The sequence below is a fragment of the Cyanobacteria bacterium GSL.Bin1 genome (assembly GCA_009909085.1).
Classification (GTDB): Bacteria; Cyanobacteriota; Cyanobacteriia; order Cyanobacteriales; family Rubidibacteraceae; genus Halothece.
In genome coordinates this window covers 19,353-32,877 of record JAAANX010000025.1, presented here as the reverse complement: position 1 = coordinate 32,877, position 13,525 = coordinate 19,353, and the positions used below count along the sequence as shown (strand labels likewise).

The following is a 13,525-nucleotide window of genomic DNA, read 5'->3' as shown; positions in this document are numbered from 1 at the left end:
ATTTAGTTTTCAGTTTTTTGTCCTGTTGATCCTGTCTTCTAAGTGAAACTTTAAACGACTATGATTAATCCCTCATGAGTTAAACCTGAAGTAATAGTTAGACTTAACCAGCGGAAGTTGCCGGTTTTTGCTCAGTTTTTTGGGATTGACTGCGTTTTTTACTAGAAGCGTGTTCTTCTAGTGGGGTGACTTGAATATGGTTAAAGAGAGTTGTGACAAATGCAAACAGCAGAAACGGTAAAGAAAGGACGAGAATCAGTCCCACTGTTGCCAGGGCATAAATTTGACGCTCACTACTCCATAGAGCAAGGGCTGTGGCTAAACTGATAAAGATAACAATGAGCCAGACAATGATTTGCCCATAAATATCGCCAAAGGTTAAAGTGCATTTGAATTGGTATTTTTGTAAGTCATTCATTCGTTTAATCCTATTTTCTTTAGATTTTCTTAAGTTACATTCAGTTTAAACTGAATGGTTTGGGAATACATTGGGTCTTTCTTCTAGTTTTATTAAAGCGTGTCTGTAATTGTTGTTTTTGAATAAATTTATTTTTATTTTTTAATAAATTTTTACAATTAGGTTTGGGAATTGTCAATTGAGACTTAGCGCCAATAAAAGTCTATTTAAATCACTACTTTAACCATCTTAGTCACACAATTGATCAGCTCCCTTCAGACCCTTGACAAAACCCGATTTCTCTTAGGCTTTCTTGAATGCCGAAAAAATTACTATAGGGACTGTCGCGCCCTCGTTTGAAAACACTTCTGGATTATCTTGAAGTGGGTGATTCTTTAGATGTGTTTCTCGATCATTTTCCTAGTGTCAGCCGTGAAAGCGCGATCGCGCTTGTTAGACTTAGTAAAGGACATTCAGGAGTCTAAAATAGTGAAAGGTTTCTGTAAAGAGATAATTGCTTTTCGGTAAGCTTGATGTAAAGGTTGAGTAGAATCAATTAAACAAAGTAAAACGCCAGCATCACAGAGGATCATAGTTCTAATCCTTGCTGACGGTATTTGTTAAGCAAGTCTTGTTGATAGTCATCTTGAGGAAGGTTAGGGGATACCTCTAATTGATCCACTTGATAAAACCATTTCTCCCATTTTTGTTTTAGCGTTGCTTCTGATGGAGTTTTTGATTGTTGACGTTTTTCCTCACTCATAAAATATCAAGTAACTGATTGAATTTTTCTAAAGATGGTTCAGAAAGTTTTTCTAATTTCGGGATCAAATCTTCGATTTGCTGACACTTTGCGTTAATCGCGCTTTTACGAGAATCCATGTTTCTTCCCAGTTTATTGTTCTGATAAGTAGATTTCTAAAGTATATGTTTCCCAAGTCGCAATTCCAGTGCCAAAAAAGTCTTTATCTTCTGTCCAAATTGGGCAGTTGAAAAACAAAGCTGCTGCAATAACTGGCCAATCATCTTCATCTTTACTTGCAATTCGCTTTCTCGCTTCTACCTCAAATTGACTATAGAGATCTTTGTCAAGAGGATACACAATCTGACTAATTTGTGTCAAAACATCCATCGCTAAATCGACATCAATATTATGACGCTTTTCTAAGATAATCGGAAGATATTTTTCAGCATCTTGAAAACACAGATCAGGCGTATAAAAAGCAACTTGATTATTATATTGAAGGATTAGTGAATTAATCTTTTTTCCTAGAACAGCACGAATCAGGATATTTGCATCCAGAACCAAAGATTTAAATGGTGTCACAGTTGATCCTGATTCTCTTTTCTCAAAGTATTGAACTCTGCAGATTGAGCCTCTACAGATTTAGGGTGGGTATAATTAACCTCATCATTTGGATGGTGATTATTTTTCTTTAAATGATTGAACTCTGCAACAATTTCATCTTCTGTTACACCACTTTCTTCTAACATTGTCGCGAGTTGAGTTTGGGCTTTTCTGAGGGCTTCAATCTTATCCTTCTCAAGGGATGGCTGTATAGGAATAAAATAGCCGATTGGTCGCCCGTTAGAAGTAATCGCAATGGGTTGCTGTTGACCAACTGTGTATTTATGAAGATTGGCTCGGAATTCCCGAATCCCAACGGATTGAATGTTACTCATGATTCTACTTTTTGTTACTGTGTATCATGTGTACACACTAGCAAATAACAGCTTGTAGATTGGCAAGCATTACGCTCTATGCTTTATGCCAGGTAATCGCGCTTTCACGAGAATTCATATTTGCTCCTAACTTCTCTTTTACTGATGCTCTTATCTGCACAAACGCAATTGGGCTTCAAACCCTCTCCACAAGTGGACTCGAAAAACTTGTACCCAGTAGATACGACGGAAAAATGGCTGTAAGTCTTTCCAAGCAACAGTTTTCTTCTTTTCACTTGAAGGAAGTTCCGTTATAGCACTACGCAAGGAGTGAAGACGTTTTACTTAGCTGGTAGTGCGATGGGACCGTCTTAATTGCTAAGACATAATTAACCTTTGTCCTATCCTGAACCTATAGGGCCATAAATTCAGTTATTTTATTTATTTCAGTTATTGCATGATAAAGGTAAGTCAGTTATACTACTAAGCTAAGAGACATAACTACTAATCTAAAACTAAGGTGATACTATGCCTGAACTTCAAACTACTTTACACAACAAAGCTCAAGAGGAGGTCTTGAGAGAATTTGCTAGTGAATTAAAATCTGGCAAACCCATATCCATAGGTGATAAAGAGTTTTCCCTGCAAAAAGATTTTTGTGTATCTTTGGCTAGACTTTTAGAATATATGGCTGATCATCAAGAAGTTGTTGTTTTTAGTAAAGGTAAAGAGTTAACAGCAAAACAAGCTGCCGATCTTTTAGGTGTATCACGTCCTCATTTAGTGAAACTATTACAAACAGGTGAGATTCCCTATGCTAAAACCGGATCGCATTATCGTATCCTCACCTCGGATTTGGCAGCATTTAGAGAGCGACGAGAACGCCGAAGAACCGAATTGAGTAAGTTGACTAATTTATTAGAAGAAGAAGGTTTGTATGATGAATAATAGTAGTCAATTTAAGAGAGAGCTATTTTGGTTAGTGAGGAATCTCCAAAGATTGTCTTAGATGCTTGTGTCATTTACCCTATGCCATTATGCGATACATTGTTACGTATTGCAGAAGAAGGTTTCTATCGTCCTTGTTTTTCTCAAGAGATTCTAGATGAAGTCTCTCGTAACTTGATTAATAAAAAAAGGAAATCCAAGGAAACTGCTCAAAGTATTGAAAATGCCATTAAAAATACTTTTCCTAATAGCTTACTTGAAGTTCGACCAGAATTAGTAGAGCAGATGACCAATCATCCCAAAGATCGTCACGTTGTTGCTCTTGCTATAGAAGCAAGAGCTAGCACTATACTCACTTATAATATTCGGGATTTTGAGGATAGGGCTCTAATTCCTTGGAATATAAAAACATATTGAAAATTAAATTTTAACTTGCTATTCATTACTGTTACCTTCCCGCTGCACAATGCCAATAAACGCATCCTCTAACGAAAACGGAATTAAACGGTGGCTGTAAATCTTTAAATTAGCTTCCTCTAAACGCTGTTCCACTTGTGACCAATTTTCTTCTACATTGTCTAAAACAAGGTGAACGCGATCGCCGAAAATGGCTACGCGCCAACTTTCAAAATCTGCCTTCAACGTGTTAGCAGTCGCTTCCACATTATTGGTTTTAATTTCGACTAATTGACCCGGTTGTTCGGCTTTAATTTGGGTGGGTGAACCTTGGGTGACGACTTCCCCTGCAACCATGAAGCCCATCCGATTACAGTTTTCTGCTTCTTCGAGATAGTGCGTTGTCACTAAAATGGCGGTTCCTTGTTGGGCGAAATCGCGAATGAAGCGCCAGAATTGTCGTCTTGCGAGGGGATCAACGCCAGAAGTGGGTTCGTCTAGGAATAAAATTTCCGGTTCGTGCATGACTGACGCACCAAAGGCGACTCGTTGTTTCCATCCACCAGGGAGTCTTCCCGTGAAGGTGTTTTCTTGACCCTCTAAACCGCAAGTTTTCAATACCCAATCAATTTTCTCGGAACGGAGTTTGCTGGGTACACCATAAACGCCACAGTAGAAGCGCAGGTTTTGGATGATGGTCAGGTCGTCGTAGAGAGTGAACTTCTGACTCATGTAGCCAATGCGCGATCGCGTTTCACTACTATAAATATTCTCTCGTTGTCCGGCTAGAATCATGTCACCGCCACTGGCGGGAAGTAAGCCACACAGCATTTTAATCATCGTGGTTTTGCCGGCGCCATTCGCACCCAGTAAGCCATAAATTTCCCCATATTTGACTTCTAGGTCAACCCCTTTTACCGCTTGGAAGTCACCAAAAGTTTTTTGCAGGTTATACGCCCCGATCGCGGTGTCAGCATCTGTTTTTCCATTGCGATGTCTTGGGAAGGGAATAAAGGGGGGATCCGATTGAGAGGCGCGGAGGTTACTAACAAAGACGTTTTCTAAGGTGGGTTCGTTGGTTTCGATACGATTGACGGTAATCTGATTTTCTTCGAGGATGGCTTGAGTTTCTTCGGTTCCCGCATTACTATCAGGGGTTAAAATATCAACGCGATCGCCGAAAGATTGGATATCAGCGAGACTCGTTTTTCCCTGAGATATCCTCTCTCGTAAAACAGTTTCCGCTTGAAAAATATCATCACACCGCACTTCTAAACGCACTAAACCTAGACTTTCTTGCAACTGCAATCCGGTTCCCATCTGTTGAATTTCACCATCATACATCAAGGTGATCTGATGACACCGTTCCGCTTCATCTAAGTAAGGTGTGGCAGCAACAATCGTGACCCCTTCTGCTGCAACGGAAGCCAATAAATCCCAAAATTCTCTTCTGGAAACTGGATCAACCCCGGTGGTGGGTTCATCAAGTAACAAAACTTCGGGATTGGATACTAAGGCACAACAGAGAGCGAGTTTTTGCTTCATTCCCCCTGAGAGTTGACTAGCGAGGCGATTTTTAAAGGGTTCTAAATCAACTCTTTGTAATAAGTCTTGGGCGCGAGATTGAAATTGACTTTCGGGAACTTTCCGCACACGGGCATTATAAGAGAGGTTTTCTATAATGCTTAAATCGGAGTAGAGAGAAAACTTTTGGGTGAGATAGCCGGTTTGTAAGCGTACCTCTCGCGGAAGATTTCCTAAAACTTCTATGGTTCCGCTAGTCGCTTCCATAACACCAGCGAGAATGTTAAATGTCGTGGTTTTTCCTGCACCATCGGGTCCAATTAAACCAAAAATCTCTCCTTTCCCCACAGTGAAGTTGATTCCTTTGACCGCAGGAAAGTTTCCGTACTGTTTCCATAAACCTTCCACACGGATAACAGGGGAAGCGGGAGTTGTTTCTTTACCCCCTCTCTCAGATCTTACGTGACCGTCCAAGTTGTTCAACTCTCTGTGTCCTCTGTGTCTCTGTGGTTGAATTAATAACAATTACTCCGTTGCTTCAGATTGGAGTATAATATTGGCATCGGCGGGCATTCCCGGTTTAGCAAAACCTTGGGGATTATCAATGCTAAGTTTCAAACCAAAGACTTGTTGCACGCGATCGCGCTTAAAATAAATATTCTCAGGAGTAAAGGAGGCTTCACTATCAATGGAAGTGACAGTGGCTGCTAAAGGCGTATTGGGATCGGAATCCAGATAAACCTTTGCCTCTTGACCCACTCTAATTTTGCCAATTTCACCTTCGGGAACATACCCACGCAGGTAGACCTCATCTAAATCGAGAACAGTGACGATAATTTTCCCCGCACTCAGCACTTCCCCTGGTTCAGCAATGCGATCTAGAACGACACCAGCAATGGGACTGGTAATCTCTAAATCATCTAACTGGGCTTTAATTTCTTCTGCATTGGCTTGGGCGTTGGCAACATTAGCTTGGGCAGCTTTGAGGCGCGATCTCGCTTGATCGAGTTGCTGTTGTAGTCCTTGCAGTCGTTCCGTGAAAATTTCTGGGTCAAAGCTACTGGTTTGTGCCTGTCGCAAGGTTCCCTCTGCCACATTCACTTGACGTCGCGCTGCATTCACAGCCGATTGACGGGCTTTGAGGGTGGCTTGTCGGCTTTCCCATTCGGTTTGGGCTTGATCAAAGCGTTGTCGCGGAACCACTCCTTGTTCCCATAAGGTTTTAAACCGATCGCGATCCACTTTGGCTAATTGGAGTTGAGATTGGGCTTCTGTTTGATTGGCTTGGGCTTGATCCAGTTGCGCGGTTGCAGCTTCAAGATTCCCTCGCGCTTCTTCAATCCTCCCTTGGGCATTATCTTGGGCTTGTTGACGACTTAAGCGGGTTTCCCGAATGTTACTTTGAACAATTTCAATCTGCGATCGCGCTTGCTGGACTTCTTGTTGCGTACTCTCCAATCTGGCTTGCGTTCCCTTGTATCGCGCTTGCAGTTCATCATCATCCAGCTTTGCAACCATCTGATTGATTGTCACGCGATCGCCTTCTCGGACAGTTATTTGTTCCACTCGACCAGAAACCGTTGTTCCAACATCAGTTTCATAGCCTTCAATTCGTCCACTGAGTTCAATCGCAGTTTGTTCCGTTGGGGAAAAGAAGTAGTATCTCACGCCCACTCCCACACCCGCTAAAACTAAGGCGAGGGGAATCAGAAACCGCAGTGTGCGCGATCGCGATGGCGGGGAAGGCGTATCTTCCGAATAGGTTGAAGTTTGCTGAACCATCTCCTCAAGCCTTTGTACGGAAAGTTTTTATACTACACCGTATCGTTTAGTTGCGATTGTACTATACCCTAATAGTTTTAAACCGGATCAAATCCTAAGTACAGTAATGGCGGATCAAGAATACATTGCCTTGATTCGTTTGATTAATTGTTATCCCCCAAGTAGAAATAACCTTACCTTCTACTCAGGGGATTTTAGAATGACTCTAGAGCCGCGAAAAATTAAGCGATTGCTTGATTAAACAAAGGCAAAGTTACTGTTAGTGAGAGCGTTGCTATCAACCTCAAGTAAGATTGCTAATTCATTACCGCCAAACGCGATCGCGGTGTTGTCTCCATCTTGAGCAATATCGAGATCAGTGATGTCAGTTGCACCAATACCTGCAATCCCGAGAACATCCTCTTCAAAGGTAAAGTCAGTGATGGTGTTCGCTTCACTGGGAAAACTAACCGTAGCGATCCAAAATTGGTCAGCGCCAGCATTGCCAGTGATGACAGTAGCGCCGCTTTCTTCAGTGAGGAAGAACTTATCATCCCCCTCGCCGCCAATTAAGCGATCGCCTGTACCAGCAATAAACTCATCATCCCCAGATTGCCCATAGACTCGGTTTTGACCAAAGGGTGAGCTACTAGTATCGATCAAGTCATTTCCTGGACCGGCAAAGACGCGATCGCCAGCACCATCAAAATTAGCATCGACAGCAGAATCAAGGACATCGTCACCAGTGGTACCAAATACAAGATTAGAATTAGCAACTTCTTCTGGTTCGACACCAAAGAGCGTGCGATACATGGTGCGGTAAATATCCGTATTATCGGCAGTGGCGGGCAGCGTTTCCGAATTCATGCCAAAGGTTTTGGCAACAATTGAGCCTTCTAAATCCGCTAATCCTGCAGAACTTACTCCGAATTGGAAGGTGTCGCCATCGGCATCAGGAGGAGTGGAGAAAGGTTCAGTATCAGCACCAGTTTGACCGTCAAAGGGAACCTCAAGATCAGGGGATTGCACATCATAAGTGCCAACGGTATCCCCAGAAACATCATCAACTTCCACCCCATCCGCATCGCTATCAGCAGCCGTAATGAGTAAGGTATTGGGATCCTGATTCTTAATGAAATCTTGAGCAACGCCAATGGCTTCATCAGCGCGAATGGTCGCCTCGATACCGCCACCGGCATTATCGTTATTATTGAAGTTATCCGTTGCTTCCTCTTCCGCAACCAGCATGAACCCATCTTCGTCTTGAGACAGAATCGAGAGGGCAACTTCGGTCATTTCTGCAATTCTGGGAGGGTTGGGATTTTCAGGAGATTGCCCATAGTAAATTAAATCCCCATTTTCCTCAACGAATCCTTGAGCGCGCAGATCATCTTCAAAGGTATCGTTGTAGGTATCGCGAGCGGCAAAAATCCCTAATAGCTTATCGGTTTCTGCTGGATCAACCGCTTCTAATTCTTCCCGCGTAAAGACAACAGTGTAACCCATGTCTTCAGCTTCTTCAATCAGGTTGCGACCATCGGTACGGGTTCCCTCTTCTCCAAAGCGTCCAACCACTCCTTCGGGGAGATAATCGGTTTCGCCGCCGCCAAGAATAACGTCTGCCCCTGATTCTAGAATTTCAGCCGTAATCGCTTCGGTTTGACCCCGATCTTCTACGTCAGCTAAAAAGACACCGGAACCGGGTTCAGCGATGAAGCCAGAGTTAACGATTCCCACCGCTTTGCCCGCTGCTTGGGCTTCTTCCATGATGGTTGTTCCCTCTTTCCCGGATAAGGATGTGTAGGGATTCCCTGCTTCATCTAAACCATAGCTACCGGCAAAGGGTTTGATGCCCATGGCGTGAACAACAGCACCACCATTGGAGGTCCCAACAATTCGGTCTTCCATGTGACCGAGGTAAACCCCAGCATCCGTCATTTGATCCCAATTGAGACGACCATCCGTGCCAACAGTGTTAAAACGAGCAGCAGCGTAGTGTGAGGGGCTTGTCCCGTCAGGATGGATGAAGATGACATTTCCTGTCTCTTGTGTCGGTTCAGGGGGTTCCTCGACGGCAAAATCATCCGGTACCCCTTCGGGAGGATTCAGTTCCACATCGAACAGGGTTTCGTACATCAGACGATAAATCCCTGTGTTATCAACCGTTGAAGAAAGTTTCTCGGCGTTAACACCATAACCTTTGCTGACGATGCTACCAGGAACATCACTGAAGGTTGCCCACGCTGTACCAAAATCAAAGATATCTCCATTGGCATCGGGTGCGCCCGTGACAAACGGTTCTGTGTTATTACCCGTTTGACCGTCTAAAGGGACTTCAAATGCCGCTTCTTCCCCGTTTTCATCCAAGAAACGCTGACGGAAGTTAGTACCAACTGTTTCACCGGAAACATCATCAATTTGTAAACCGCCAGCTGCACTGTCAGCAGCAGTAAGAACCAAGGTGTTGGGGTTGACGTTATCAACAAAGTCTTTCGCCGCACCAATGGCTTCATCTGCTCTTAAAACGGCGTCTAAAACACCAGCAGTGTTATTGTCGTTACCGAAGTTATCGGTTGCTTCTTCTTCCGCAACGATGAAGAAGCCATCTTCAGCTTGGGTAAACTTGTCTAAACCAAGCGTGGCTTTCATCATTTCGCCAACAGTCGGGGGATTGGGATTATTTTGATCCGGTTGACCGTAGGTAATGAGTTGCTCGCTTAGGGGCAAACTTTCGTCAAATAATCCGGCATCCTTTAACTGTTGTTCTGTTAAGTCATTGTAGGTATCTTCAGCGGCAAAAATCCCTAATACCTTTTCGGCATCAGAGGGCAGCGCTTCGAGTTGTTCGCGCGTGTAAACCACTTCGTAACCCATGTCTTGAGCTTCTTCGATGAGGTTACGACCGTCAGTGCGAGTTCCTTCTACGCCAAAGAATCCGGTTTCGCCTTCGGGGAGATAGTCAACTTCTCCCGCACCGAGAATGACATCAACCCCAGATTCAATAATTTGAGCGGTGATGCCTTCTCTGTCACCTCTGCTCTCTGCATCCGCGAGGAAAACCCCCGTACCAGGTTCAGCAATAAAGCCGGATTGAATCACTGCCGTGGGTTTGCCAGCAGCGATCGCTTCTTCCATAATGGTAGAACCGGATTCCGCTCCTGCTTGGAGTTGCCCTTGCAATTCGGAAAGCGGTTGATAGGGCTCTCCGTTTTCGTCAAAACCATAACTGGGTGCTACGGGCTTAATTCCATAGGCGTGAGCCACAGCACCGGCGTTGGAAGTCGCTCCAATTTGATCGTCAAGATGACCGAGATAAACGCTTGATTCGGTCATTTCGTCCCAATTGAGGCGACCGTCGGGACCAACGGTGGCAAGACGACCAAGAGCATAGTGAGCCGGACCTGCTCCGTCTGGGTGAATGAAAATAACGTTATTACCAGCCATTGTCAGTATAAATGCATACTTAGTTTGGGAACAACCTTATTTTCACGGAGTTAAATTAATAGAACTTTATGCCGAAATATAGCGAGCTTTAAGAGAAAAACAAGATTTGGTTAATCGGGAAAGGAAATTCCTAGATTCAGTCAAAAACACTTCTCTAATCCTACAATTTTTTAGAAAATAGGGTTTTTACTACTTAATTGAATTTTTTCTTGTCTTTTCAGCTATTTGCTCGCTTTTGATCTCAGAAAAGGCTGAAGTGAGTTCCAGTTGAAGTTAAAATTGCGATGAATCACTCATTCGATTCAGTGATATGCCGATTCAAACAGGGAGTTAAGCTGAGATTGTCATGATATTGATGCGCGTTGCTTACGCCTTCGGTTGAGCAAGGCGTAATCTTTGACTGGCTAATTGATTAAAAAATACAGAGCGCGATCAAGTTAATTTGATCAATACGGGTGGACTTTGCTTTTAGGATAGATACTCCCTTTGACAGAAGAATTATTTTTGAGCATTATAAAGACTCATCGCTTTTTCCAAACCATCGGTCAAAGCGGTTTCGATGACTTCTGGCGCAATCTTTAAAGCTTCGTTGATATAAGGTTGTTCTTCAGGGGAAAACTTCCCTAGGACATGACTGATTGTCTCTTTTGGGGTCGCATCCGCTTTTTTAATGCCAATGCGCAATCGTGGAAACTGTTCGGTGCCTAAATGAGAAATAATAGATTTCATGCCATTGTGTCCACCGGCTGAACCAGATAATCGCAAACGCAATCGTCCCACTGGCAAATCCAGATCATCATAAATGATGAGAATGGATTCCGGAGAAAATTTATACCAATCGCAAACTGCACGCACGGCTTGTCCCGAACGATTCATGTAAGTATTCGGTTTTAACAAGCGCATCTTACCCAAACGCGGTGCAACTCCTTCACAATACTCACCTTTAAAACGATTATTTTCTCGCCAGTCGAGTTGCCAATTTTCTGCTAAACGGTCAACGACTTCAAACCCAATGTTATGACGTGTTTTATCATATTTCTCTCCGGGGTTGCCTAAGCCAACAATTAACTTGATCTCCGACATCCTTTCTCTGAGCCTTGTCTTAACGCAAATAATCTAACACGAAAAATTAAATTTCCAATGAGGAGCGAACCCGCATTCGCCCCTATTCAACGGTTAATGCAAGAAATGACGAGTGCCCGTTAAAATCATTACAATTCCTAACTCATTGGCTGCTTTAATGGAATCTTCATCGCGACGAGAACCGCCGGGTTGAATAATTGTGGTAATTCCTGCTTTGGCCGCAGTCCGAACCGAATCATCAAAAGGAAAAAAGCCATCGCTGGCGAGGGTTGCCCCCTGTGTTTTCTCTCCCGCTTGCTTGAGGGCAATTTCGACTGCACCAACACGGTTCATTTGACCCGCGCCAATGCCGATGGTCGCGCGATCGCGCGTGACAACAATTGCATTGGACTTGACGTGCTTCGCGGCTTTCCAAGCAAACTTCATTTCCGCCAATTGTTCAGCGGTTGGTTGTTTTTCGGTGGCCACTTCCCATGTTTCAGGACGATCAGGTTCGTCATCCACGGTTTGTACTAAAAATCCCCCGGCAATGACTTTGACCATTTCCTTGGGTCCCGCTTGCAGATCCGGTAAAATTAACACCCGCACATTGGACTTCTTGGCTAAGGCAGCTTTTGCGTCTTCGTTACAACCGGGTGCAACCACACATTCCAAAAAGGTTTTCGTCATGGCGGTTGCAGTGGCTTCATCAAGGGGTTGATTCAGCGCCACAATTCCCCCAAATGCTGAGACAGAGTCCCCCGCAAAAGCCTTTTCATAAGCTGTTACCAAATCATCGGCAGAGGCGATACCGCAAGGATTGGTATGTTTCAAAATCGCTGCCGTGGGTTGATCTGTAAACTCATTGATGATTCGTCGCGCCGCTTCTAAATCCACCAAGTTGTTATAGCTAAGTTCTTTCCCTTGCAGTTGGGTTGCCCCCGCCCAACCCGTGGGAGTATTACCCGTTTGATACCAAGTGGCACTTTGATGGGGGTTTTCCCCGTAGCGGAGGGCTTGGCGTTGCGTTCCCATGAGGCTAAACTGTGGGGGTAACGGAGCAACCTTTTCTTCATTAATCCCTGCTAAATACGCACTAATGGCTTGGTCGTAGTCGGCAGTGAGGGTAAAGGTTTCGAGAGCACAGGTTTGACGGAAGCTAAGGGAGGGTTGTCCACCAGTGCTGCGGAGTTCTTCCAGGTAAGCCTGATACCGCTTCGGATTGGAAATCACCGTCAAATGCTGATAGTTTTTAGCGGCTGCTCGTAACATTGCGGGTCCGCCAATATCAATATTTTCAATGGCATCGGCTACCGTAACATCCGGTTTGCTAATGGTCGCGACGAAGGGGTAAAGGTTGACCACAATCAAATCAAAAGGACGAATATGATTCGCTTCCATATCCGCTTGATCGTCAGCGCGATCGCGCCGGGCTAAAATCCCCCCATGAATGCGCGGATGTAAGGTCTTGACCCGTCCGCCTAAAATTTCCGGCGAGCCGGTATAATCGGAAACTTTGGTCACCGGAATGCCAGCTTGCATCAGTGTTTTGGCCGTCCCGCCACTACTGATAATTTCAAAGTCAAACTCCGAAACTAACTGCTGGGCAAATTCGACAATGCCTGTTTTATCTGAGACGCTAATCAGGGCTAACCGCTTCAACGTTTTTCTCCTTATTGATCACAATCGAATTGATCTTATCGGTAAAACGACAGAACCACCTAATCGCTCATTAAATTGCTCAACCGGTCTCTTATTCCTAGCCACTTGGGAACGCCTCGATTTTGCTAAAATAACTGCTAATCTATGGGGAGGAACCTTTTTCCTCTGATTGATTTTCTGAGTACAATTTAATGGCTAACTGGCTAGAACATAGTGTCGAAATCGAAGTAAATGCCCCCATGGATCTGGTCTGGGATTTATGGTCAGATTTAGAACAAATGCCGCGATGGATGAAATGGATCGATTCGGTCGAAGTTTTAGCTGATAATCCAGATTTGTCCCGTTGGAAACTCGCCACAGGGGGCTGGGAGTTTAGTTGGTTATCTCGAATTACCAATTTAGTTCCCGAACAAATTATTCAGTGGGAATCAGTCGATGGCTTACCGAATAAGGGGGCAGTTCGGTTTTATGACCGCAGAACCAGCAGTATTGTCCGCTTATCGGTTGCGTATTCGATTCCGGGGGTGATCGGGCAAATTATGGATAATTTGTTTTTAGGGCAAGTGGTAGAATCAACCCTAAAAGCTGATTTAAACCGCTTTCGCGATTATATTGATCAAGTACAAACTCCGCAGAATTGAAACGATAACCCCAATCTGGCAAGATAAT

Annotated in this window: 11 protein-coding genes and 1 pseudogene; 3 read left to right on the top strand and 9 right to left on the bottom strand. The window is 44.1% G+C overall.

Translation table 11 applies throughout. The features are described from left to right. Positions 1 to 103 precede the first annotated feature (103 nt). The 4 genes and pseudogenes from GVY04_01140 to GVY04_01125 form a co-directional block, all read right to left on the bottom strand. A complete protein-coding gene (locus GVY04_01140) occupies positions 104 to 418 on the bottom strand; it encodes a hypothetical protein (protein ID NBD14781.1) in 315 nt (104 codons plus the stop codon). A gap of 568 nt (positions 419 to 986) precedes the next feature. Further along, positions 987 to 1,160: a hypothetical protein gene (locus GVY04_01135; GenBank protein ID NBD14780.1), complete on the bottom strand. Its 174-nt coding sequence runs from the start codon at positions 1,158 to 1,160 to the stop codon at positions 987 to 989. Positions 1,161 to 1,292: 132 nt separating this feature from the next. Then, positions 1,293 to 1,724, bottom strand: coding sequence for a nucleotide-binding protein (locus GVY04_01130; GenBank protein ID NBD14779.1), 432 nt, complete (start codon positions 1,722 to 1,724; stop codon positions 1,293 to 1,295). A gap of 101 nt (positions 1,725 to 1,825) precedes the next feature. Next, positions 1,826 to 2,080 (bottom strand): annotated as a pseudogene (locus tag GVY04_01125) (prevent-host-death family protein). Positions 2,081 to 2,587: 507 nt separating this feature from the next. Between GVY04_01125 and GVY04_01120 the strand changes: the two are divergent. Together GVY04_01120 and GVY04_01115 are read left to right on the top strand one after the other, a co-directional pair. Continuing rightward, positions 2,588 to 3,007: an excisionase family DNA-binding protein gene (locus GVY04_01120; GenBank protein ID NBD14778.1), complete on the top strand. Its 420-nt coding sequence runs from the start codon at positions 2,588 to 2,590 to the stop codon at positions 3,005 to 3,007. Positions 3,008 to 3,034: 27 nt separating this feature from the next. Continuing rightward, a complete protein-coding gene (locus tag GVY04_01115; protein NBD14777.1) occupies positions 3,035 to 3,424 on the top strand; it encodes a PIN domain-containing protein in 390 nt (129 codons plus the stop codon). A gap of 18 nt (positions 3,425 to 3,442) precedes the next feature. Here the strand turns inward: GVY04_01115 and GVY04_01110 are convergent, their stop codons facing one another. From GVY04_01110 to purH, 5 genes are all read right to left on the bottom strand, one after another. Beyond that, positions 3,443 to 5,401 (bottom strand): ATP-binding cassette domain-containing protein, encoded by a 1,959-nt coding sequence (locus tag GVY04_01110; protein ID NBD14776.1) that lies wholly within the window; start codon positions 5,399 to 5,401, stop codon positions 3,443 to 3,445. A 51-nt stretch (positions 5,402 to 5,452) separates the two neighbouring features. Further along, a complete protein-coding gene (locus GVY04_01105; GenBank protein ID NBD14775.1) occupies positions 5,453 to 6,709 on the bottom strand; it encodes an HlyD family efflux transporter periplasmic adaptor subunit in 1,257 nt (418 codons plus the stop codon). Between the two features lie 237 nt (positions 6,710 to 6,946). After that, positions 6,947 to 10,132 carry an alkaline phosphatase gene (locus tag GVY04_01100; GenBank protein NBD14774.1) on the bottom strand — a complete coding sequence of 1,062 codons (3,186 nt, stop codon included), beginning with the start codon at positions 10,130 to 10,132 and terminating at the stop codon, positions 6,947 to 6,949. Between the two features lie 498 nt (positions 10,133 to 10,630). Further along, positions 10,631 to 11,215: an aminoacyl-tRNA hydrolase gene (locus GVY04_01095; GenBank protein ID NBD14773.1), complete on the bottom strand. Its 585-nt coding sequence runs from the start codon at positions 11,213 to 11,215 to the stop codon at positions 10,631 to 10,633. A 93-nt stretch (positions 11,216 to 11,308) separates the two neighbouring features. Next, complete coding sequence (purH, locus tag GVY04_01090) at positions 11,309 to 12,856, bottom strand: bifunctional phosphoribosylaminoimidazolecarboxamide formyltransferase/IMP cyclohydrolase (protein NBD14772.1); 1,548 nt, start codon at positions 12,854 to 12,856, stop codon at positions 11,309 to 11,311. 191 nt (positions 12,857 to 13,047) lie between these two features. Here purH and GVY04_01085 point away from each other — a divergent pair, with 191 nt between their 5' ends. Next, a complete protein-coding gene (locus tag GVY04_01085; protein NBD14771.1) occupies positions 13,048 to 13,497 on the top strand; it encodes a hypothetical protein in 450 nt (149 codons plus the stop codon). Positions 13,498 to 13,525 lie beyond the last annotated feature (28 nt).